Below are 24,484 nucleotides of genomic sequence, written 5' to 3'. Positions count from 1 at the left end.
CTGTCCCTGAGGTTTTCTTCCCTGAGCCTGTCCATAAGGTCTTTCTGGCCGAGCATGGAGGTTGTCATAAGGGCTGAGCCAACAAGGATGATCTTTTGCCCTTTGCGTTTTGCAGCTTCATCTACAACAGTCTCGTTGAGGACATCTACGCCGAGATCAAGAATCTCAAATCCGTTTGCTCCGAGCATGGTTGAGACAAGACGGTGTCCGATGTCGTGAATATCCCCTTCTGCAACAAAGGTGATTGCAAGCCCGGTTCCTTCATCTCCTGCCACTTTGATTCTCTCAAGTTCGGGAGTAAGGATTTCCATTGCACTACTCATGGCTTTTCCGGACATCATAATCTGGGGCAGAAAGATCTCTGCGGCTTCAAACTTATCACCAATGATTTTCATTCCTGGAGAAAGACCCTTTGTGATAATGTCAATAGGCGCAATTCCTGCATCAAGAGCTTCCTGGGTTAATTGTGCACAGCCTGCGATGTTTTGTGTTACGATCGCGTTCGTTAGCTTGTTAAAAATCTCGGTATTTGTCATCCCATCATCACTTCTTTCTGTTTTATGATTTTCGTCCGGTACAGGAAACCTGCCCTGTTTGCCGGGTAACGGAATCTCTTTACCTATTAAACATATATATAACTTTCTTCTAGATTTGATCTATATATATAATTTTCCCTTGAAAAAAGCAAGACTATGGATTCAACTATAAATAATGTTTGGCTAAAGCATAGCCGGAGATTTATAATTCCTATAAAAATAATAGTTAATAAAAACTAAAAGGGTTTCAGTAGAAAGCGCAAAATGCGGGAACAGAGCTCTGTAAGAACAGGGCTCATTTGAAAAAGACAAGAAACATAACGAACGACGCAATGTTTAGCAGAAAGCCAAATACACTTGCTGTAAGCCCTGCTTTTGCAGTTGCGTCCTTGCTCTTTTTGAGGCGGGACCTGGCAAGGGTAATACCTGCAAGGGAGAAGGGTATTGCAAAGGATGTAAAGAACAGGCTACCTATTCCGAACCAGAATGAAAGAGAAAAAAGGACACTTATCAGTCCGAAAAAAAGGCTTAAGATTCCTTTGATGTCAGAATTCCCGTTAATTTTTGTCTCCTCCTGATAACAACATAGACCCAAATAAATAAATAAATAGATAAGTAAATAAATAAATAAATAAATAAATAAATGAGCCCTCAATTCAAATTTTAGAGGCAGAGATTTCTGCTGAGAATAGTTCGATTTTCACTTTTACTGTCTTTTACTGTCTTTTACTGTCTTTTACTGTCTTTTACTGTCTTTTACTAACCTGTATTAACCTTAATAAATTTTACTAACTGTTACTCGCTTTCTGCCTTTATTCGAGCTTCACTCCAATTCGGCCGCCCTCAGATTTTGATTCATACCGCCTCAGTTTCAGGGAGTCATTAAGGCACTCTTCTGTCCTGACGTCGAATCTCCTGCCGTGACAAGGACATGTTAGTACAAAGTCTTCAAGCCTGCCTTTATCCATAGGACACCTTGCGTGAGGGCAGAGATTTGAAAAAGCATGGACCTGCCCTTCCGCTTTAAGTAAGAGCACATTTCTTCCCGAAGGTTCGACGTGCAGAAGCTTTCCTTCTTTCAGGCTGCTTTCCTCAGCCACATAATACCAGGGAGGCTCAAACCCGGAGCTCGGCCCTGTTTCAGGCATATTTTCATCTGGCATGTTATCAGCCCAAAATCGGAATCTTTCGATCTGCTGTACTTTTGATCCTGATGTTTACTTAATTCGAAAATTCTTTTTAATTTTTATTTATACAATACGCTTGATGCCTGTATAAGTTTTGCTGAAAAGGAAAAAGGCGGACAAAAATGTAAGAGAAGAAAAATGGAGGGAGAAAATCACGGGAAAAGAGAATAGAAAAAAATACAGAGAAAAGGAAAATAAAAAATAAAAAAAGAGAAAGAGGGAAACAAAAAATAAAAAGGAGAAAAGGAAATAAAAAGTAAAAAAGAGAAAAATGAAGTTCAGTTCTTAATCAGGATTTCAATTTAATGTAGATTTCCATCTTCATTCAGGATTTTTAAAAGCTCGATTATTGAGTACGACGCCCTGGTAATTCCCATGCTGCGTTTGTCAGTATCAGTACCTGCAATATAAAGGTTTTTGACCGGAGTCCTGATATCCGCAAATTTCCCGTCAATTGTGACTGCAGCTTTTTCGGGGACCATAATCTGTTCATGCTGCATATCGATGTATTTTTCGATATTCGGAAGGGCACGGAAAATTGTGTCATAGGCTTTTTTGAGCTCATGCTCTTCGGTCTGATCCTTGTCTATTACAAAGGAAAAGCCTACAAGCTGCCTGTCCTTTGGGGCAAGGGAGGGGTCATAGTTGCTGATGGGCATTGCCCAGTAGGCAAAGTCTTTGAACCAGATCTCAGAGCCTGTATAGTTGAACTCAGGAAGCTCTTCCTTCAAACCAAGCCATATAGTCAGGCTTTTGCTATGGACGATTCCTTTAAGTTCTTCTTTATAAGCCGGTGGCAGGTCCTTAATAAGCCTCGGGAGCTCGGTTGCAAAACCTGTATAGATCACGAGATCAGCTGAATATACTTCATCAGCCTCCACACCGGAAACTTTTTCACCCTGCACCAGGATGCTTTTTGCCTCGCACTCTTTTTTTATTTCCACAGTTTCAGGGAGGGAATAAAGGATGGCATTCAGAAGGGCTTTTAACCCTTTTCTCGGGTATCCCTGGGAATAATTGACCTTGTTTGTAGCAAGCCTTTCAAGGGATGTGAAGGGCTGAGCTACTTTGTCCACACGGGCCTGCAAAGAAGCATGGAGATGGTATGGAAGTATTGAAGAAAGGATGGACTCAGCAGACTGACGCTTTTTCGGCTCGAGCTTTCCGATCATGGCGTCAAATTGTTCCTGTGTAATGCTGTCCCTGACAAAACTGCTGCCAGAGAGGATACGCTGGGCAGAGGTTTCTCTCATTGACTTTCCCGAAAGAAAACCCGAGATCGTGTCCACAAAGTCATAGGTGTCTTTGCAAAGATTTTTAGGTAAAAAATCATAAACCGACTGGTCCGAGAGGTCTATTCCGAAAGATGAGAGTGTAAGAGCTTTCGTAAGAGCCTGTGAGAGAATAAGCCTATCCTTTCTCGGAAGCACATCAAAAGTCACGAAATCTTTCAGGTTTGAAGGAATTTTGGTAAAAGTACTTTCAGTTCTGACATAGTAGTGCCCGTATTCCTCAAATACAGGCAGAAAATCAAAGTAATTATCTATCAACCTCGGGAGAGGACCTTCGATCAGATGGGTTATTGCATGTGCTCCTGTATCCACCTGATACCCGTCTACCATATAGCTATTGCAGTTTCCCCCGAGATACCGTCCTTTCTCAAGAACAAGGACATTCTTTCCATGCTTGGAAAGTGTCAGAGCAGCCAGAAGCCCGCTTACGCCGGCCCCAACAACAATTACATCATATTTTTTCATTCCTTAAACTACCTCTATTTATTCCAGCAAATCAAGTTTTCAGTTGATGCAGTTCATACACCGTATAATCTGAATTCATAAAAGGATTCCATATATATTGAACATACTTTAACAAAAGTTATGTTCTAAAACTTAACGGAGTACTTTAAACATGGAATATGTGTGGAATTATTTTATATGTAATTTGTGATCTTGCAAAGTTATCTTAAAACTTTCCTTTCTTTTTGTAGAGTAATATAGAGAAAAAAATAGTATTTATAATTAATAGTCCTCGTGCCAGAGATTATCAAATCCGGCTTAGTTATTTACTGCTAATTTTTTTATTGCTTATTTTTTTACAGATATTATTTTGTATTTAAGTAAAACTTTAATCCGGGTGTATTTTTGTACTCATGTCTGGATGCAGGTATCAGAAGCAGTATATAATTTTAACCGAAAGTTGCGGTAGCTTGAGAGAAGAGTTCAGCGGATTCGAATCTCGGCTTTGTACGAAATCATCGGGAACGCGTAACGCAAAAGAATGAAACGCTATTGTAAGACTGCCCACAACCGTTTCATTTTAAAACTGTCCTGACAAAAGATAGTATTCTCTTTTACAATCATTTTAAAATTGTACTGACAAAAGATAGCATTCTCTTTTACAATCCTTTATTAAAAAGTGTTAATCAAATTCTGGCGTTTTAAGAATACGCACTTCCTTCAAGATCTGTTTTTAAAAGTATGTTTTAGTATTTTGTTGCAAATATATTATATAGGGACAATTGGGGATTGGAAGAGAACCATTGAGTTTAAAGTCAATGAGCTCAGGGTTCTGTATAAATTCTCTGAAATAACAAATCTTTGTTAATTTGAGTCGAATGACCTTGATATATTTGTTCATCTACTTTCAGCTTCTTGCAGTAATTAATATAGGCTTTTACAAAGCCGAATTAATTCAATTAAAATAACTAAGTTAAATAATTTCTATTGCGGTCTTAGTGGGGTTCTGGTGTTATGACTGAGAAAGATGAAAAGTATGAACTTGAACAATTAAAGAGAAGCTCATTAGATAAAGAGGAACTTACAGGTTCAGGAATAGATAAAGAAAGGAAAGATTACCTGGACATAATTAACATTATCGAGACTTTAATGCAAGATAAAAGTTTTCCATTGAAAAATGAAAGTGTTCTGACCATTAATAAAATACTCTCCTTCCTTAATAAAGAAATATATACGGATCGAAATTTCACTGAAGCCTGGCTGATCAAAGGCACAGTTCTTTATAAAACAGGAAAATATAATAGTGCAATAGATGCCTTTGATGGTGCTCTGGAAACTATGCCAACAGAGATTTCTAAAGAAAATATGGATATATGGAAAAAAAGTAACAGCGTAAACTATAGATATGCGTTGAAATTCAAGGCTTTTTCCCTATGCAAACTTGGAAGATATAAAGAGGCACTGGATGCACTTGATGAAATCTCAGCCATCTATCCTGCAGATTCTGAAATACAAAAACATAAAACTATGATTCATGCCCTTAAAAAAGAGAAACTGGTTAGAGGAACAAGTGATATTCCTGACAGCTACCCAAAAAATTCTAACACATGGGAGCGTAGAGGTAGAGATTCTTATGAGCTGGGTAAATACGAAGAAGCATTAAAGGAATTCGATAAGGGTCTTGAGAGTAATCCTAAAGACGCAGATATTTGGGGAAACAAAGGTTCCGCTTTTTACATGCTTGGCAGGTACGAGGAAGCTCTGGAGGCATTTAATAAGTCCCTGGAAATTAATCCTAAGAACGCAAATGCCTGGAGCTTTAAAGGTTCTACTCTTTATAAGCTTAACAGACCCGAAGAAGCCCTGAAAGCATTTGACAAAGCACTACAAAAGAATCCGAATATACTTGAAGCCTGGTTAAATAAAGGGGCTATTCTCTTTGAACTTGGAAGATATAATCAATCATTATCTGCAATGGAGAATGTCTTAAGAATTAATCCTAAAGACATAGATGCTTTAAATTTAAAAAACTCTATCATCCATATACTGGAATTAACGGAGAATAACTAAATTTATCGAATACAATTAAGAAACAGTTCTAAAGATAACTATGCTTTAAGTCTTACGGGGCCTATCCTCTTAAAGCAGGATCAAAAAACATGATCAGTAGAATAGATTGTTAAAGACATTTGATGAAGTGGCAAAACAAAACTCAGACTCAGTTAAAGCACAGATTAATGAAGGGTCTGCTTTTTATAAGCTTAATCGTACAAAAGGACACCGAGCTTCTTCAATAATGCATTAAAAATTGATTCTCAAAATTTGTATAGTCTGGTCTTTTTATAGTCGGTCTTTTTTAGTTAAGTCGGTAAATTTTTGCGCTTTTTAAACCTGGGCAAATGAGGAGTTCTATGCTTTTCTACAAAATATCAGGAGAAAGGCAAGGCCTCAGATACCCTATTTATCCCTCCAGATTCCCTGTTTATCTCTCCATAGCCCACTCTATTATCAGCACAGCAGCATCCCGGAAGCCAGCAGTACAAAATGTATCAGGAGACAGGGGTTAGGGAGACAGGGTATCAGGAAACAGGAAGTGGGAGTTTAGTCTGATAAAAAAATATAAAATAATACGAAGAACCTTTAAGAGCCGCTGAAGTAATAGAGGTAGAAAAAGAAGTAGAGGTGGTAAAAGAGGTGGAAAGTTGAAATATAGTACCATTATTTTTGATTTTGACTACACACTGGCAGATGCAACAGATGGTATTGTATCAAGTTTTAACCACGCTTTCAGCGGGCTGGAAATTCCCGGATGCGACAGTGAAAGCATAAAAAGAACTGTCGGGTTATCGCTGGACGAAGCGTTCATACAACTGACGGGCTATAAAGATGAAATCCTGATAAATCGCTTTAAGAATTTATTCAGAGAAAAGGCTGATGAGGTCATGTCAAAAAACACCGTACTTTTTGACGATACGGTAAACACATTGCAACGGTTAAAGCAAGATGGCTTTAATACGGGAATTGTAACTACAAAATATCATTACAGAATAATCGAAACATTAGATCTGCACAGCGTTCTGGATTTAATAGATATTATTGTTGGGAGAGAAGATGTTAAAGTACCAAAACCGTCTCCTGAAGGGTTATTACTTGCAATTGACAGCCTTAACGCACAGTTAAATGATGTGCTGTATATTGGAGATAGTCTGGTAGACGCTAAAACAGCTTTAGCAGCACATGTGGACTTTGCGGCAGTAACCACAGGAACAACAAACGAAAAAGAGTTTTCACAATATCCGTGCATAAGGATTTTAAAGAATTTATCGGAACTTTTTAATCAATGAGACTATCCCAAAACTCGATTACTTTTCTGAATAATGAATCTTGAATAATCAGCCGGATTTAGGGTCATAGAAAATACTTATCCGGTAGAAGGAGTAAATCATTTCCTGTCAGTCACCCGTTTATACGAAAATGAAAACCTTCCGGAAACCGAGTCATTTGATCTCCTGATAGTTATGGGTGGGCCCATAAATATTTATGAGTATGAAAAATACTCCTGGGTGAGGGAAGAAAAAGGTTTTCTCGAAAAAGCCATTGCACAGGGGAGCAGTAATTTGGATCTGCCTTGGAGCTCAGCTTCTTACTGACGTCCTAAGGCTGAGATATTTAAAAACAATTACAGGGAGATAGGGTGGTTTCCAGTATCTGCGGGAAAAGAAGAGATATTCTCGAGCTCCCTGATTCCTCTGCTCAAAGGTACCCTGAAGAATTCACTGCGCTTCACTGACATGGAGACACCTTCAGCCTGCCGGAAGGAGCAAAAAGGCTCTTTGAAAGCGAAGCCTGCAAAAACCAGGGGTTTATTTATGAAAAAAGGGTAATCAGGCTGCAATTTCATCTGGAAATGAACAACCAGACAATCAGAAATATAATTGAAAACTGCAGGGATGAACTCGTTGAGGGAAAATACATTCAGAAAGAAGATGAAATACTGGATAGAGATGATCTCCTTAAAGAATCCAGAGAATTAATGTTCAGGTTGCTGGACAACCTTGAAAAACAATTGTCTTCCGGCCTATCTTGAAAATCTTATGTTTTAATTATAGATTTATAATAATGGAATTCCTGAATTCAATCAAATTCTATGAAGGTCCATAGAATATAAGCTTCCTCCACAGTAATATGTACAAGAATGATAATAGATACAAAGAATGATAATAGATACAAAGAATGATAATAGATACAAAGAATGATAATAGATACAAAGAATGATAATAGATACAAGAATAAGGACAAATACAAAGAATAAGAACAGATATTACATTTCTAAACGAAATGAAGCATTACAGGAAAAGCTGTGAATTAATCCTCGAAAAACCAGATTAAAACCAGATTAATCTAGCGTGAAAATCGTAGAAACTTGAAAGTTGACTTCAAAGAGTCAACTTTTAAGTTCTAATTTTAGTATATTCAGTAAATTGAGCTGGCTCTCAGTTCATCACCTGAGAGTTTCCCAATCAATAAAGTTCTTTATCCACAATTTTCAATTCTGTTATCGTGGATGTTTACATTTGTTTCTTTTGTGTTTAAATGTACTACTGCAGGTGCATCCAGGTCATGGAAATAGTTTCCAGAGGCTTCTATGTTTTTAAGAGTTCCCTGTAATTCTAAACCTGCGTATCCACCGCCGGATGTGGTACATTCATTGTTTATCATGGTTCCATCAGTAACGGAATCGAATCTAACGGACGAATTGGTCCTGTTAATAAAGTTAGAGTTCTTAACTGTAATACCGTTTACATGATAGGCATATACGCCGTCATGTCCACATTTGTTTACAGTTATCGTATCTATCATTATATTGCTGGAGTTTGAAATAAGCAGGGCATCATTACATCCGTTCTGGAATGTAACATTCTGAACTGTTAATCCATTACAGTTTATTATAGTTGCCATGTTATAGATTGAAGTTCCGAGCTTGACGCCAGGATAATAGTCACTCTGACTACCATCAACAGTTAAATTTTCTATTACAACATTGCTTGCAGAACCGCCTCTGATCATAAGCATAGCTTTCTTTTCTGCAATACTGCTCTCACGCCCGCCCCAGACTGGTAGTCCTTTGGCAAGCTTAATTGTTACACCGGAATCTCCAGAAAGGGTTGTGTCGCTGCCGATCAGAAGAGAATCGCCGATGTCATACGTGAATGGGCCTTTAAGCTGGACAGTTGTGCCCGGATTTCCTGCTGCATATTCAAGTGCCTGGTTAATCTGAATGTGATCGTCTATTCCATCACAATTGTAGTCTCCACTTCCATCTCCGGCAACTGTTATTATCTGTGTGTTCTCTCCGCCTAATACTGTAGGTACGGTTGTTAAAGTAAGGCATATTGCAAGGAATAGGGTTCCTAGCTGTCTATTTAGCATCGTATCACCTTTGGGTTGGATTTTAGAATTTGAGTAAACTCAAAAACTTAGAGTAGTTTTATATTTTTTCCCAAAGCCGGTACGGTTGTTAAAATAAGACCTATTATCAGGAATAGGGTTCCTGGATGTCTATTTAGCATCGTATCACCTTTGGGTTGGATCTGTAAGGACTAAGTAAACTCAAAATTTCATAGTAAACTATACTTGTCCCAAATATCTCTCAAAATTCCATATTACGTACTCGTAATAGTTTTTCCGAACTGTTTGATCAGATTGATTCTGTACCTGGATCAATCAGGTACCTAATTCTCTAATCATGTCGGGTCTATGCTGTTATTCAAAATCTGTATTACGTCTGCGTAATATTTTGAACCTATCCAATTAGGTTCTCTGCGATTTTTGTGGGGCGAACACTTTGCACACAGAGTCTCCATTATCCAATCACATATAGGGATTAGTCATTGGAAATGGCCGGATATTAGAAGTTTCGACTTCTACCGATCAAAATTTGCTACTGACCACGGGACATTACTCCTCTGGTCAATATCTCCTGTTTTAATTATCACGGCATTTAGTCAGGTCAACTCTTCTTTTGAAAATGTTTCCATTCACATGTTATTGAATTACTGAACTGACAATCAAACCCTATGCGGTCCTATTATAAAGTATTTTTGGTATTTTATTAAAATAATTTATACAGTTTCCCGTCATTTCAGGGAATTACAAGTTTTCAAGTAGATGAAAAAGTAGAGTTTTGGAGGAATTATTGCATTAATTAAAACCTAAAAACACATTTTGTAGACGTGACGCTCAAAAAGGCAAAAGGCCCGGATATCAGACTGGTACTTTTACCGATCCATTCTTCTGGCTTAAATAAATTAAATATTTTTTAGATGTATGGAGAAAAACTTTTCAAAAGAATTCCTTTGATCAGTTCCATGATTAAGAGATAAGTTATAATTAAATACGTAGAGTTAGTCGAATCAAGATAATTCGTTGAAACCCGAATGAAATCAATCCAGGAACAGAATAAAAGGACAATTAATTGTTGGGACAATTCGGCTTCCAGGATAGACTATTTAAGGAAATATTATTATAAGTTAATTTCTGAGAGAGCCTACTAAGGTTCAGAAAGATATCATTAAATCAGAAGGATATTTATCAGTATGTGCGGAGAAATTGAAATTGGACAACAAATTTCCTTTTTGTTAATCATCTCCTTTTTTTAGCCTTTAACTCTCTGTTTGATATTGATTTTTCATTTAGGTTAGTTTTATTTCTTATTTTTTCCCCCAGCTATCCATAAACAACAGAACTTTGAATTACTCCCTGCAGGATGCTGCGCAAGAACCGGGACATGGGCATCCCTATTTCTTTTCAGCATCATTCCAGAAAACAAAATGCCCTCGTTGACGGCATGAAAAATTGAAGTACAGGATATTTCCTGCTGGGACCCAATTATATCCCTGCATGGAACCTTCACATTACATTGATAGTTACATGACAGTTACATTTACAGGGATGAAACTGTAAGGAAGATATCCCGTCTGGCCCCCCTGTGAAATTTCGTGCTCGCAAGTTCCTTGACTAATATTTCCAGACATATGGATTTAGACCTGAAGTCTTATTTTTACCCGACAGGTAGTTTTAACCACTTTTCACTCAGGTAAACACAAACCGTTAAATTGCCAGGAAACGAGGTTGCAGGCATATATCTTTGTTATTGCAAACTCCTCAAGGTTCCAGAATAAATGTCAATATACAACTGAGATTTGAGATCAAAGATATTTTACTTTTATAAAAATATTGATGACTAATTCTATCAATATAATAACTAAAAAATAAATCAACAAGTAAATTAAATTATTATAAATAAATTAAAATTATATGAGTTTATGTCGGCATATAAAGTTAGAAAGGCTTTATATCGACAGATAGTGGGGAAGAAAATGAAAGGTAGATTACTTTCGATATTGTCAGTTTTTATGATTTCGATTTTTGTATCGACAGTGGCTTCAGCCGTGTAATATACAAAAATTGTCAGTGGCTCTGAGCCTGCTATCGATATTAGTAAAGTAGCGTGGACAGATGATGGTGTTATTCATGTATACAACCTGACCACTAAAACAGACACTATAATTAGATCTTCTGCAGCGTCTCATCCGGCTATCTCTGGCAATAAGCTAGTATGGCATGACGAGAGCACTGGAGTGCCAAGGCTTACTGTGTATGATCTCAAAACAAGGGTCATGTCTTACATACTAAAGATGTAGACAGCAGCAGCGTTCCTTCTATTTACGGCAATATAATCGTGTGGGGTAGAAAAATCATACCATATTTACTTATAATGTAGTAGAAGTCTACAATGTGACAGTTGAGTGGAACATTACTACCGGTGGAAAAGAGCCAAAAATAATCACTCACTCAGTGGTCCACGAAAGAAATACAGCTGTTAACAGTGACGTACAGTTTGATGCACGTACTCATAAACAGGTTGACGGTTTCGTCCTGACGGGCTTTATTGGAGAGCCTGCAGCTACAGGCTCTATTCCCACAGTTGGGGACATCTTCAACCCGAACCATGGAACTGAAAGCGCCGGAAAACCTATTACTGCCGTAGAGCTTGTCAGTAGCTTGTCCACTGGCGGAATGTATGTTAACTTCGACGACTCGTCGGTATTACTTGAGTAACACGATAATTATTAGCAACTTAGAATCTAGATCCAGGGTATGATATTTTACCCTGAAGACCTTTTTTGCTGATTATCAAGCTAAAGAGCTTTTCCGATTTTATAATCCAATCTAAATTTTCCATAAGCTACGCTTCTTGGCATATTCAATTGATAAAAGAAGCCGATCCAATTCTAAAAGCTCCTTCTTTTCGACCACTTCTTCAGCAGAATCTTTTTAAGAACTCGATCGCAGGAAAATTAATACGTATTTTCAGAATTAGGCCCCAAAAAATATCAGGCCAGCTCGTATCTCTTTGTCGATTTCAGGGCAGCCGGAAATCGTTGCGAAAACAGCATGAGGAGTATTAGTTTTATAACAACAAAAAGGCGATAATCAAAACTAAAGTAAATAATAAACCGTATGTACCAATTATCACATTGTTCTGCTGCATGGGGAACCTTCCGTAAAGATGTGTAAAATATCTCCGATAGTTGATTTATAATTATAAAAAAACCGAAATCTACAGTATTATTTATGTAGAATAAGGATAAAAAGCTTTCTATTTACGCTCAGGGAGAAACTTTTTTACACAGCCCACTTACTTACTTACTTACTTACTTACTTACATACTTACATACTTACATACTTACTTACTTACTTACAGGATTAAAAGAGCAATTTCTTCAGATTTGAGAGCCTGAACTATCTTTGCCTCGAAATATTATGTCCAAAAAACTGACCCTGAAATACGCCATTTGAAAAGAGTAACTCTGAAAAATTCTATCCTAAAAAAGTAACCCTGAAATCGAGGAAAACTGAAACTTCCTTCCACCTTCCTTTTTTTTCAGGGCCTCTACACGATTACTCTTTTGCAGGTTCACACTTCCTGCTCTACTTCCTGTCTTTGCACCTTTTCCAGGTCTTTCAAAGTCCCTCTTACAACAACGTCTCTTTTCGAGGCTTCTTTTTCCGGACCTGGTATAAAGTGTGTGATGAGTCATGTTCCGCTGTTTTGAGCCATGGCCATTTTTTCTACAACGTCCTCTGCCGGGCCGGCCAATAAACTGGAACTATTGTCAACCTGTACAACCTGCTTGGAAAAGCCAGGGGAGCCCTGGATTTCCTGCGGTCCAGGGTGAACTTCAGGTAATTGATTGGAACCACAAAGAAAATGCTCGGTTCCATATCTAAAATGATTTTTTTGCATCTGAGCTTCATGGGAAACAGTATCAAGCATGCCCGGAAGAAAGCTTTTATCCTTCTGAAAGTCGAATTAACGCTTCCTCCTGGATTACCATCCCTTACCCCACTGGGGCTTGAGGTCAGATCCAGTACAAACTGATTAGCGCTAACAAAATAAACACTAAACTAAAGGTACCAATTATCACTTTATTTTGCTGCATCATTTTGTTTTGCTGTATCATTTCATCCTGTTGCATACGAATCTTCCAGACCAAATATCTCCGATAACTATTTTTTGGTGATTCACAGAACCGGAATCCGCTATCCTAGTTATGTGATCCGATGATAAAGACCTTTCTATTTACATTCAAGGAAGGATTTCTTTCAATGCAATCTTAATATATTATACAGGAAATCTTACACAGGAAATCTTACACAGGAAGTCTTTTCCATTTTTCAAATTATCTATAAATCCGGGGCTCGATTGATGCTGCATTTCAATACTACATTATATAAACTGAGGAAACCTATTTTTTGTAAAAGGGAATCCAGAGTGGGAACGCAATGGCAAAAAGGTTAAAAGTTGCAAACCCGGCCCGTTGCATAGGCTGCTATTCTTGCATGATGGCCTGTGCCAGGACCTGGTACGATACCATATCTCTGAAAAACAGCAGGATTGACATCCAGACAAAAGGCGGAATCGAAACTCCTTACGCTCAAATTGTCTGCCATGCCTGCATCGACCCTCCATGTATGAGAGCGTGCCCGCTTGGCGCGCTGACCAAACGGAAAGGGGGAGGGGTCAACCTCAATGAAGAGATCTGCGATGGTTGCGGAAACTGTATAGAAGCCTGCATAATGGGGGCCATTCATCTTGACGCGGAAAAAAAAGCGGTTATTTGCAAGCACTGCGGGGTCTGCCCGAAGTTCTGCCCTCATGATGTTCTGGAAATGATTGAAGTAGAAGATAGCGGAGAAATAAAGGTTACTGACACAGGCCCGGTTGAGGATACAAACCCGGTTAGCCCTACTGCATCCCATAAAGAACTTTACGGGGAAAAGGAATCCGGGGAGGAAAAATGACAACAGAGCAATATGCTATTCCAGGTCTTACAAATGTACTTTATATTGACCTGACCAGCCAGAGTTATCATATTGAGGAAAGGCCGGATCTTTATGAAAAGTATCTTGGAGGCATAGGAATTGCCACAAACCTCATGCTTGAAGAGTATAAAGAGGGGACAGGTCCTCTAGATCCTGAAATGCCACTAATCTTAAGCACAGGACCTCTCTCAGGTGTATATCCAACCTGCACCAAAACCGTTGCATTATTCCGCTCTCCTCTTAACGGAGAACTCGGAGAATCCTATGCAGGTGGCCACCTTGCTATGTCCATGCGTTATTCAGGATACGAAACAATTGTTATAAAAGGGGCTTCCCGATACCCTGTTTATGTGGCAGTTCACGATGATAAGGTTACTTTCAGGGACGCGTCTTCCATATGGCACCTATCTTCAGCAATTGACGTGGGGAAAATCCTCCGCGAAGTAGAGCCCGGAGCAGGCAGGCGCAGTATTATCCGGATAGGACCTGCAGGAGAAAAAGGAATCACATATGCAAGTGTTAATGTTGACACCTATCGCCATTTCGGGCGCCTCGGGTTAGGAACCGTTTTCGGGGCAAAAAAACTTAAAGCCCTTCTGATTTCCGGAAACAGGGAGATAAAAAGCCCTGAGCACAAGGCCTACAGAAAGACTGTCAGCATGCTTTACGATACAATTGTGAAAACAGGACTCACCGAGAAGTATCACAACCTGGGCACGAGCGAAAATATCCTGGTCTTAAATGAACTCAAAGGCCTTCCTACCCGAAACCTGCAGGAAGCTTCTTTCGAAGGAGCCGAAACGATATCGGGAGAGGTCTTTGCGGATAAATACCTTATCCGGCGGGTTTCCTGTGCAGGCTGCCCCATAGGCTGCGTCCATATAGCTATGCTAAAGCGTCAATTCTCAAAAGCTCATGAGTACGAGACCCTGAATATTTCCTATGATTTCGAACTGATTTATGCTCTTGGTTCGAATCTTGGAGTGGCGGACCCTGAAGCCGTGCTCGAACTTATTGATGCCTGCGAAAAGGCCGGGGTCGATATAATAAGTATGGGAGTGGTGCTTGCCTGGGCTACGGAGATGCAGCAGCGAGGAAAAATCTCCACTCAAGAGACCATTGGGCTCAAACTGTCATGGGGAGATAAAGCCTCTTACCTCCGGGCAATAGAGCTTGTAGTCCAGGCTCCTAACGAATTCTATACAGCCCTTGGAAAAGGTGTGGATTATGCCTCAAAAAAGTACGGGGGAGAAGAATTTGCAGTCCAGCTGGGAGGGCTGGAAATTCCAGGTTACCATACCGGACTTGGAAATACACTCGGGCTTAGTGTAAGCTCCCGGCACTCTCATCTTGACAACGCAGGCTATGCAGCAGACCAGGCTGCGTTTAACCGCCCGATTCCGGACGAGAAAATTGTTGAATACATAATAGAAGAAGAAGACCGCCGCAGTGTTCTGAATTGCATGGTTGCCTGTCTCTTTGCCAGAAATGTCTACACATACGAAAATATAATCCTGGCCCTTAAGTCTATAGGGATAGAAAGAACCGAAGAAGAATTGAAAGAACTGGGCAAGGATATTTTCAGGAAAAAACACGAACTAAAAAAGAAATTCGGTTTCAGGTTCGAAAATCTCACTCTCCCAAAAAGATTTTTTGAAACTGCCTCGACTACCGGGATGCTCGAAGAAGAAAGGGTAAGGAAAGCAATTGAAATGTATAGAGAAAAAAGGGGAGTTTAAGGCATCTCAAATCTGCTGCAGCCTGAGATGCCTCAAAGACAGATTAAGATCCTGTAATAAGAGATTATGGATCAATTTAAAAAACCCCGAAGTTATGTTTATCACCCTATATCCTGTTATTCGAGAGCGTATTTTCCATACCGCATTGACTGGTAGAAGCCCTCATGCGCCAGGAAAAAGGGTTTTACTTAAGGGGTTAAACACTTGAGCTTTCAGATGTTGTAAGATCCTTATTTGCCTTAATTTTGTCCTCAATTTTTTCTTCAGGGACTTTCTCAACTTTTATTTCGACTATTTCATCGACCCTTTCTTTAACGTCCCCTCCAATCCAGCGGTCCATAACCTTGCAGGTCACAAGGTCTCCTGCTACATTCACTGCAGTCCTGCTCATATCAAGAATCCTGTCCACTCCCATTATGAGAGCTATCCCGCTTGTAGGAATCCCTACGCTGCTGAGAATCATGGCAAGGACAACAATTCCCACCCCCGGAATCGAAGGTGTCCCTATGGAAGCTGCAACAGCCATAACCATTACGAAAAGTAGCTGGAAAGGCCCGAGTTCTATCCCGAAGACTTCAGCCAGAAAGACTGTAGCTACTCCCTGATAAAGGGCAGTCCCATTCATATTTACTGTGGCTCCGAGAGGGACTACGAACTGTGAAATCGAAGGCCTGACACCTAACTTTTCTTCTGCGGTTTTGATAGATAAAGGCATAACTGCAGCCGAGCTGGACGTGGAGAAAGCAAGGAGCATAACGTCTCTTATGGCTTTAAGGAATTCAAAGGGGTTATACCTTGCAACAAAAGTGACGATAAGGAGGTTCAGGCACATAAGGAGCAGCAGGCTTGCAAGTACTGTGCCCACATATACCGCCATTCCGAGAAGAGCTTCGATTCCCAGTTTGATGGTAAACTTGGTAAGAAGTCCGAAAACTGCAATCGGAGCAAGAGACATGCTCCATTTGACCACTGTCATACAAACGGCCTGTACGGAGGTCAGGAAGCTGACCATTGGAGTTGATTGGTCCTTATTCAGAGACACAAGGGCAATACCTATTATTATTGCAATGATTACAACCTGCAGCATTTCTCCATTAACCATAGCTCCGAGAGGATTAGAAGGCAGGAGACCTCCAATAAGCAATGAGGGCAGAGTAAGAAATGAAGGATTGAAACTTAAGCCGGCCGATCCTACCTGGACCTCGCTCCCCAGTGCACTCTCAATAAGGTCTCCACTTATATACTGCCCGGGTTGGATATAAAGCGCCATTCCCAGACCAATAGCAGTTGCAATTGCAGTCGTTATTACAAAATAAATAGCTGTTGAAACCCCTGTCTTTTTGAGGGCGGTCATGCTCTGGCTTGAAGCCACCCCAAGAATAATGGAGGCAAAAACAAGTGGGATTACAATCATCTTCAGGAGCCCGAGGAAAATATAACCCGGCAGAGCAATCCATTCTCCCATGATTTCTGCGGAAACGGGATCAACGTACCCTCCAAAAGGGCCGAGGAAAAGCCCCATAAATACTCCGAGCCCCATTGCTATAAGAATCTTTAGCCAGAGCTTCTTTTCAAGTAAATCACGAAGCTGATTGCTAAGGTTTTTAAGGGAATTGTTTCGCCTGAAATCCAGAGGGTAATAAATACGCGTGATTCCTTCAGTGATTTCTTGGCGAAGCAGCCTGGTCTCCTCTGCAATTTCCTGAGCAAATTCTCTCGGATTCGGGATATAATGGTTTTCCTTGTCTTTCATGGGGGATCACAATTAAAAATCGCTGGGGTCTCAAGAGTCTGTTTCTTCTTTTAGAAATTTAGTTATTCAGGTAATTACTTTTACATTAAATTATATAAAAGCTTAGAAAAATACATAATAATTCATTAAGTTCCAAAAAATGAAAAAAGCTTTGAAGAAAAATAGATCATGCAGAAAAATAAAAGAAAGAAACTTTTTAAGTTGTTATTATGATGCGTATAATAGTCTGATTTTTTAATTTATGGGCTCTTAGTGTTATAAATAGTCCTATTTTATATGCCCATGAGCGAGTATTATATACGGTAGCCATTTATGAGCATTTAATGTTTAAGATAATGAGAAGTTAGGAAAAATAAAGTAAAAAAAGCTCGAGAAGAAAATCTTAAAGGCAAAAGAAAAAGTAGAAAATAAGGGAATATTACTTCATGTTCCCTTATTTTCTAAATTGTTTAATTTCTAAATTGTTTAGTTTCTAAATTATTTAGTTTCTAAATTGTTTAATTTCTAAATTGTTTAGTTTCTAAATTGTTTAGTTTCTAAATTGTTTAGTTTCTAAATTATTTTAAGATTCTTTTCTTTGCAAAGAATACTGAAGCAAGGATTCCGAGAACCGCAAAGGTACTTTCGAATCCAGGTGTACTCTTTTGTACACCATTTGTTTGTTCTTCTCCGGTAACTGTTCCTGTTTCTTCTTCAGACGGAATGATTACTGCATTACCAAGCTTGTCTCCTGTAATTGCATAGCGGGAGAATCCCGGTGTTTCTGCCGTGAAATAGTAGTATTCTTTGTCTTCAGAGGTCATTTCTGTGACAAGCGCGTTCCATTTTTCGTCATGGAATCTGTTTATCGTTATGGTTGAGACACCAATATTGTTTTCTTCGACCCAGCTCTTTGACACCCTGAAGTTAATGGATGCTCCATTGATATTGCTTCCACTTTCAAACCGTTCGTTTCCGACCAGGATGTTCATCAGCTGGTAGACTTCTCCGTCAGGTTTTTCTCCGGAACTTCCGTCAAGCACCTCAATCCTTACTATGACATTCCCGGAGTACTGTTGTGAGGTAAAACTCAGTCCCAGTATACCGGAAACAGGATTGTTGAAGCTAAAGCTTGTTTTTGATCCTGCAGCAACTCTCTTCTGTGCACTGTCAATACCTGTAACTCCGGAACTTCCGCTTGATGGAATGTAGTTAGCAGAACTTTTTTGCCTGGTCGTTGTGGAAGTAGGGATAATTGTAAGGGGCAGATAGTCAGACGTTCCGTTTATAATTTCATAGGAGGAATCTGCAATTCCGTCTTTATCAGCGTCAGTGCAGTTTTCGGAAAAGCCCGTTCCGTTAGGATTTGCCCAGTAGTTACCTCCCAGGTACGGACCGCAAACTATACTTTCCCCTGAGGTTTTGCTGATGTTCCAGGTGTTGTTTGCCTCGCTGTTAATTAGGGTATTGTTTACGTTGTTGAAATAATTGTTATAAATAGTGTTATTTGTGCTTTCAGGACTTCCCATACTCTTCATCAGCCCGCTGCGTGCCATAATTTCAACATATTCAAGATCAAAGGCAAGCCCTGCCAGACTGTTCTGATCCAGTGTATTGTCACGGATAAGACTGTTATTTACATTATAGAGAATTAGTCCGTAGGAGTTTCCGGACAAAGTATTTTCTGAAAAAGTGCCTTCTCCTGTTACCAGTAGACCGATATCACTCCCTTCGACAGTACAGCCTGTGACCGTATATCCGGTCCCTGTACCTTCCTCGGGATTAATAACCAGAATTCCTCCGGAAGTGCAATTAGTTACGGAACAGTCACTTATGCTGAAATTCTCACCCAGGACTGCAACAAGTCCGCCCTGACAGTTTTCAAGAGTATTGCTTTCAAAGGTTGCGTTCACAGGTTCATAGAGATAAATTCCCCAGACCTGACAAGAGTCCTTAACGGTGTTGCCTTTGAGTCTGATATCTTCTGGAGAATCAAAATAGATTCCATACCCTGATACCCGATTTATGCCGACAATGGGGGAACTGACAGTGGGGAAATTTCCAGCATTATAGATCCTGATCTTCCCTGTTACATTCAGAACCATGTTGTCCAGAAGTTCTACACCGGAAGAATCAGCTGCATAGATCCCTATATATCCAACGTCCCGTATCGAGTTGCTTATAAGCCCGATATTCTGGCACCTGCTAAGAAGAACTCCTGTGTTATCTGTCTGGTTAATAATATTATTCTTAATCATCAGGTTCTCTGAATAAACAGAACAGATTCCACATCCAGGAGATTCAATACCTTTGCTGACAAGGGAGGAACTGACAGATGAGAAGTTCCCGGCTGCAGGCAGCTGCATATAAGTTATATTCTGAACGGTATTACCCAGAAGCTCCATACTGGCAGAGTCTACTATATAAATTCCCACACCCACATATCCTTCTATATCACTTACTGCGTTTCTCGCAAGCTTGATATTCCGGGATTCTTCAAAATAAATTCCATATCCCGATTCCTGAATCCTGCTGACAAGGGGAGAATTCCCAGTATAAGTATGTCGAGTCTCACCTGTTACATTCTGAACGACGTTGTCCAGAAGTTCAATACTGGAAGAATCAACCGCATAAATTCCCGTACCCCCTATATCCCTTACAAAATTGCTCATAAGACTGGCATTCTGGCAATTTGCAAGATAAACTCCTTTGTTATTTATATGATCAATAGTATTGTTTTCAAGCCTTAGACCATGTGAGTCAATAAAACAGATCCCTGTTAAGTCATAAGATATGCCCTGCACGAGATTTGAGTTTGTTAGAGTACTTTCTCTTACTCCAGCATCAAATAGCATGGATGTACCGGTTACATTCTGAACCGTGTTGTCCAGAAGTTCTACATCGGAAGAATTAACCGCATAAATCCCCCTATATCCGATTTCCTGTACAGAGTTGTTCACAAGATAGGGGTTCTGGCAGTCTGCAAGATAAATTCCTGTGCTATATATCCTGTCGATGATGTTATTTTCAAGCCTCAGGTTCTCGCAATATGCAGAATAGATCCCGGAGAACTCAGGTCCCTCGGACAGTACGAGGTTCGCATTAATGAACTTATTTTCCGTCAGGAGAGTATTTTCCTCGCCTCTTACAAGCTGAGAGTTTCCAGAAGCGACACGTCTGCTAATTGATTCTTGAATAGAATTGCCTGTAAGCGTACAGTTCTCGGATACTAAGGTGGCAATTCCAAGCATGGAATTCCTAACATTATTGTCCGTAAGTATGCAGTTCTGAGAACCAAGGACGCCAATTCCAAGTGTGAAGTTCTGAATATTATTGTCCGTAAATGTGCAGTCCTCAGAACCAAGAGCAGCAATCCCGAATATGGGTTCTGGAACAAAATCGTCATTGAAGGTAAGATTCGTAGACTCAATTGTAACATTCCTGGACTCGACCAGCTCAATTCCAAACATTGAGTTTTCGACCGTACTGTTCGAAAGTCTGACATCCTGAGAAGAGTAAACCGTAACTCCGTATATGGTATTATTTATGGTATTGTTTTGCAGTTCCGAACTGGTATTGTATAGAAAAATTGCGTATATGTTGTTTTTCAGGACAAGATCCTTAATTTCGACATCTCCACAGTTTATGCAGTAGACAACCCCTGCATCGCTTCCAATTGAAGGATCGGGATCTTCTTCAAGATAATAGACAGATTTTCCGTCAACAAGATTGCTGGTGTCGATTATATTCCCTGTCGCATTATCAAAGTTGCTGGAGTAAACATCAAAATTGTAGTTATTTCCAATCATGATATTGTCTGTAAGAGTACAGTTCTCACTGTCAAGGAGGCCGATTCCATAAGTTCCTGAACTTGCGGTGTTGTTTCTCAGGACACATTCATCGGAATTAACCAGATAAATGCCATCTGAGTTTGTAACTGCATTGTTGGTCAGAGTACAGTTAATAGAATCCTCGAGTAATATTCCCTCTTCCACGGTATGCGAGATTGTGTTGTCGGCTATGGTACAGTTACTGGAAGTATCGAGATAGAAGCCCTTTTCCGCAGAATCAGTAATTGTGTTATTGGTCAGACTGCATCTGCTGGAACTCTCTATCTGGACACCGCAGCCAACTCCAGAGAGCTTGTTATTTGTAATATTAGCTCCTGAAAACCCGCTCATATAAATTCCTGTAGAACCTGCCCCGGTGATGTTGAAGCCGCTGATAGTCACATTGTTAGCAGTTATTTTGAAATTATGGCTCAGCACATTCAAGCGTTTCACAATTGTATCCTCAGGATTTCCAGAATAAGAGAGGATACTTATGTTTGCCACACTAACATTCACATTCTCAGTGTACGTTCCAGGATAGACAAGAATTGTGTCTCCGGAACTGGAGTTGTTTACCGCAGCCTGGATAGTTGTATAATTTCCATTACCTTCTGCATCCACATATAACGTGGAAGGTACAGACGTAGCGGCTGCGGTTCCATTCAAGACAAGAATGATAAAAAATGCAATTGTTAGGAATTGCAGCTCATTTTTTTTGTATAGTAATGCCATTTTTTCAAGTCTCCTAGCGCCTAAATTACAGCAGTAGTGCGCTAGATTCAATTTTATTCCAGATGAAATATCTGCTAAATTTTTATATATTGTTTATTATTAGTGTAACTGAAGATATAAATAGTTAGATCCTTCAGGGGACGGCTCGATCATAAATGGACATTGCTGCGCAAAGTGAATCTGCAATTAATGAAAAGTCCTATTGATCGAAGACATGAAAAGTAGCATTGATCCAGTCCATGAAATCACAGAACAATAACAGAAAGACCTTAATCCGGCCGAGACTGATCCGCGCACCCTTGCAGTCGCTATCGTATCGTTGCTCAATGGAATGCGGGTTCTTATTCTCCTCGGCGTTGATTGGGAAGAGGTGTGTTCTTGCTGGATCCAGATAGTCCGAAATTTATTTGGAATGACGAAAAAAGGAGAGCAGGCAGAATGCCCCAGAGATTGTAAACGATTTGAGGATTGTAATAACGTATCAAGGAGTCCAGGTAAAATTGAAAAGCAGAAAAAAGGAGTGAGTTTTGGAACGATTCGTTTACTTAAGTGGCTTCACTGAAAAAACCCATGGAAAAGCGTCATAAATATAATCTTTTATTAGGCTGAAACTACCTTCTGATGTATCCTCATGCTCAATACCTTTTCCATCCTTATAATCAGCACCTTCTCCAACTCCTGCCAGCTTAACTAACCATGCATTCCCATTTTTAACGCCTGCAGCTATGTACCCGCCGTCCGAAGTCTGTTGAACGGAATACAGCGTGCAATTTGTGAATTCTTTTATCCATTCCTGATTACCTTCACCGTCCGTTTTAAGTATGAAAGCAGAACCATCTATCACGAAAGATGAAGAATCGTTATACCTTCCTGTTAACACATACCCACTGTCTGAAGTCATATAAATAGAGATTCCAATATCATCCATCGGGCCACCGAAGGTCTTATTCCACTGCTCCTTACCATATTCATCGGTCTTGATTAACCAGATATCATCACTGTTCGATTCTTTTGATCTAGTCGAGCTGGCAATTATATAACCACCATCTGAAGTCTGCTTAACAGAATCTAGCATAGAACCTAATGTTTCAAGACTATGATTTTTGCCAAATGTACTATCCCATTGCTGATTGCCATTTATATCATATTTAGTAATCCTGATATCATAATCGACTAGAAGAGAAGCGTAATAACCTCCAATTTCTTGTTCAACCGTATCTCCAATAATGTATCCCCCGTCAGAGGTACGTTCAGCCAGATATTGAAGATAGTCCTCGTGAGTGATTTCATCAGATACCTTGTTCCAGACCTCATTTCCATTATTGTCAGTCCTGATCAGCCAGGGTTCAGCATAGCCAGAAGGGAATGTATAACCCGATAGCACATAACCGCCATCTGAGGTTTGTCGAGTAAAGTATCCCTCATCAAAGTATGTCCCCCCGAAAGTTTTATTCCATTGCAGATTCCCCTTCTCATCAACCTTGATAAGCCAGGCATCCGGATAGCTTTCCGTGCCTTTGCCATACGAAGCTGTTATACCTGCAACTACATACCCGCCATCTGACGTCTGTTGAACACACCAGGAACTATCTTCAAGATCTCCACCAAAAGACCTGTTCCATTGTTCTGCAGGTGCTTCTGCAGATGTTACATTCAATAACTGCGAAAACAGAATTAAAACAAGAAAAATCTGGAAAATTCTATACTCTAAATTCTTAATCATTCTATCACCCCAAAATACATGGTGCCCGTTCAGTACTCAATGAAACAGAAACACTAAATACTAAGATATTTTCTTTGTAACTTTACAATAATATCATAATACTATCCAATGATAATTTATTGCAGCATATTTTTTACTCGTCAATATAGTCAGGGCTTATGATCAAAACTTTTTCATTCATTTCAATATCATTTTTCATCCTGACTACATCTCTCTCTGGAATCCAATTATTTGGTTCATTCCAATTCTCCTCTTTACTTAATTCGTCTCTTTTATTTTCATCTACTTTTACGTAGTAAATATTTCCCATATACATCCTATCCTTCAAGTTCTTGCTCCTATTTTTCAAAGATGCAAAACTCTTAACCACAGATATTTTTATACTTCCACTCAAATAGAATATAGTATTGCGATTCCGAAGTATGTTCACAAAAGTTGAAGTTTGAATATATCCAATGGTCACCAATTTTCCCATTAAATAAGGAATTTATTTTGGAATCGAAGAACTAGCTTTCTAATTAGATCCTAAGTAATTACAAATCTCAGGATACCTTGAGTTCTTATGAGCTTGGGAAGTGCATTTGAACTCCATAAATTTCTTTTTGTTAATTCCTTATAAATTTTCTCTTCATAGTCTCAAACAACCAAAGATTAGGAAATAATTACGGATTAGAAATGAGTATGAAAAACAGTCAGTTTGATGATCTGGAGAGAAAACTTATAAGATTATACTTACCGCAAATGTTTCCATAAGATAAATAAAAAAAGCTACATGAGTCTACAACTTTTATATTGGTGGTAAAACTGGTCAATTTAAGATATAGATGACTAAATTTTACAAAATCCATGTTCTACAAGAAAATTTGGATCATGTCGCTTT

The 24,484-nt window shown here is 39.4% G+C and carries 18 protein-coding genes; 8 read left to right on the top strand and 10 right to left on the bottom strand.

The annotated features are described in order from the left end of the window. Positions 1–536 (bottom strand): methyltransferase cognate corrinoid protein (locus FXV91_RS11245; RefSeq protein WP_229390695.1); only part of this gene is annotated, 536 nt, incomplete at its 3' end. 299 nt (positions 537–835) lie between these two features. On the opposite strand from FXV91_RS11245, the gene FXV91_RS11240 reads away from it, so the two are divergent. Then, the gene (locus FXV91_RS11240; RefSeq protein ID WP_229390694.1) at positions 836–1,114 is read left to right on the top strand and encodes a hypothetical protein; all 279 of its coding nucleotides are present in this window, start codon (positions 836–838) and stop codon (positions 1,112–1,114) included. A gap of 234 nt (positions 1,115–1,348) precedes the next feature. Here FXV91_RS11240 and FXV91_RS11235 read toward each other — a convergent pair whose 3' ends face one another. Both FXV91_RS11235 and FXV91_RS11230 read right to left on the bottom strand, forming a co-directional pair. After that, complete coding sequence (locus FXV91_RS11235; protein ID WP_229390693.1) at positions 1,349–1,699, bottom strand: Rieske (2Fe-2S) protein; 351 nt, start codon at positions 1,697–1,699, stop codon at positions 1,349–1,351. 326 nt (positions 1,700–2,025) lie between these two features. Beyond that, a complete protein-coding gene (locus FXV91_RS11230; protein WP_229390692.1) occupies positions 2,026–3,480 on the bottom strand; it encodes an NAD(P)/FAD-dependent oxidoreductase in 1,455 nt (484 codons plus the stop codon). A 993-nt stretch (positions 3,481–4,473) separates the two neighbouring features. Between FXV91_RS11230 and FXV91_RS11225 the strand changes: the two genes are divergently transcribed. Both FXV91_RS11225 and FXV91_RS11220 read left to right on the top strand, forming a co-directional pair. Next, a complete protein-coding gene (locus FXV91_RS11225) occupies positions 4,474–5,529 on the top strand; it encodes a tetratricopeptide repeat protein (protein WP_229390691.1) in 1,056 nt (351 codons plus the stop codon). Between the two features lie 632 nt (positions 5,530–6,161). Continuing rightward, positions 6,162–6,803, top strand: coding sequence for an HAD family hydrolase (locus FXV91_RS11220; protein ID WP_229390690.1), 642 nt, complete (start codon positions 6,162–6,164; stop codon positions 6,801–6,803). A 335-nt stretch (positions 6,804–7,138) separates the two neighbouring features. On the opposite strand, the gene FXV91_RS11215 is transcribed toward FXV91_RS11220, so the two are convergent. Then, the gene (locus tag FXV91_RS11215; protein WP_229390689.1) at positions 7,139–7,360 is read right to left on the bottom strand and encodes a hypothetical protein; all 222 of its coding nucleotides are present in this window, start codon (positions 7,358–7,360) and stop codon (positions 7,139–7,141) included. A 6-nt stretch (positions 7,361–7,366) separates the two neighbouring features. On the opposite strand from FXV91_RS11215, the gene FXV91_RS11210 reads away from it, so the two are divergent. Then, complete coding sequence (locus FXV91_RS11210; protein WP_229390688.1) at positions 7,367–7,546, top strand: hypothetical protein; 180 nt, start codon at positions 7,367–7,369, stop codon at positions 7,544–7,546. Between the two features lie 446 nt (positions 7,547–7,992). Here FXV91_RS11210 and FXV91_RS11205 read toward each other — a convergent pair whose 3' ends face one another. Continuing rightward, positions 7,993–8,889 carry a right-handed parallel beta-helix repeat-containing protein gene (locus FXV91_RS11205; protein ID WP_229390687.1) on the bottom strand — a complete coding sequence of 299 codons (897 nt, stop codon included), beginning with the start codon at positions 8,887–8,889 and terminating at the stop codon, positions 7,993–7,995. A gap of 2,367 nt (positions 8,890–11,256) precedes the next feature. On the opposite strand from FXV91_RS11205, the gene FXV91_RS11200 reads away from it, so the two are divergent. Then, the gene (locus tag FXV91_RS11200; RefSeq protein ID WP_229390686.1) at positions 11,257–11,580 is read left to right on the top strand and encodes a hypothetical protein; all 324 of its coding nucleotides are present in this window, start codon (positions 11,257–11,259) and stop codon (positions 11,578–11,580) included. 979 nt (positions 11,581–12,559) lie between these two features. Here the strand turns inward: FXV91_RS11200 and FXV91_RS11195 are convergent. Next, positions 12,560–12,769 (bottom strand): hypothetical protein, encoded by a 210-nt coding sequence (locus FXV91_RS11195; protein WP_229390685.1) that lies wholly within the window; start codon positions 12,767–12,769, stop codon positions 12,560–12,562. 9 nt (positions 12,770–12,778) lie between these two features. Between FXV91_RS11195 and FXV91_RS19785 the strand changes: the two genes are divergently transcribed. From FXV91_RS19785 to FXV91_RS11185, 3 genes are all read left to right on the top strand, one after another. Continuing rightward, positions 12,779–12,904 carry a hypothetical protein gene (locus FXV91_RS19785; RefSeq protein ID WP_255680243.1) on the top strand — a complete coding sequence of 42 codons (126 nt, stop codon included), beginning with the start codon at positions 12,779–12,781 and terminating at the stop codon, positions 12,902–12,904. A gap of 404 nt (positions 12,905–13,308) precedes the next feature. Then, entirely contained in the window at positions 13,309–13,827 is a 519-nt protein-coding gene (locus FXV91_RS11190) for a 4Fe-4S binding protein (RefSeq protein WP_229390684.1), read from the top strand. Next, a complete protein-coding gene (locus FXV91_RS11185) occupies positions 13,824–15,587 on the top strand; it encodes an aldehyde ferredoxin oxidoreductase family protein (protein WP_229390683.1) in 1,764 nt (587 codons plus the stop codon). The genes FXV91_RS11190 and FXV91_RS11185 overlap by 4 nt, the downstream gene beginning before the upstream one ends. 196 nt (positions 15,588–15,783) lie before the next feature. On the opposite strand, the gene FXV91_RS11180 is transcribed toward FXV91_RS11185, so the two are convergent. From FXV91_RS11180 to FXV91_RS11165, 4 genes are all read right to left on the bottom strand, one after another. Further along, positions 15,784–17,340 carry a dicarboxylate/amino acid:cation symporter gene (locus tag FXV91_RS11180; protein ID WP_229390682.1) on the bottom strand — a complete coding sequence of 519 codons (1,557 nt, stop codon included), beginning with the start codon at positions 17,338–17,340 and terminating at the stop codon, positions 15,784–15,786. Positions 17,341–17,897: 557 nt separating this feature from the next. Continuing rightward, a complete protein-coding gene (locus tag FXV91_RS11175) occupies positions 17,898–21,881 on the bottom strand; it encodes a NosD domain-containing protein (RefSeq protein WP_229390681.1) in 3,984 nt (1,327 codons plus the stop codon). A gap of 541 nt (positions 21,882–22,422) precedes the next feature. After that, positions 22,423–23,604 (bottom strand): hypothetical protein, encoded by a 1,182-nt coding sequence (locus FXV91_RS11170; protein WP_229390680.1) that lies wholly within the window; start codon positions 23,602–23,604, stop codon positions 22,423–22,425. A 133-nt stretch (positions 23,605–23,737) separates the two neighbouring features. Further along, positions 23,738–23,998 (bottom strand): UPF0228 family protein, encoded by a 261-nt coding sequence (locus FXV91_RS11165; protein WP_229390679.1) that lies wholly within the window; start codon positions 23,996–23,998, stop codon positions 23,738–23,740. Positions 23,999–24,484 lie beyond the last annotated feature (486 nt).

It is taken from the genome of Methanosarcina sp. DH2 (assembly GCF_020804225.1).
Taxonomy (GTDB): Archaea; Halobacteriota; Methanosarcinia; order Methanosarcinales; family Methanosarcinaceae; genus Methanosarcina.
This window is presented reverse-complemented; position numbering and strand designations above follow the sequence as displayed.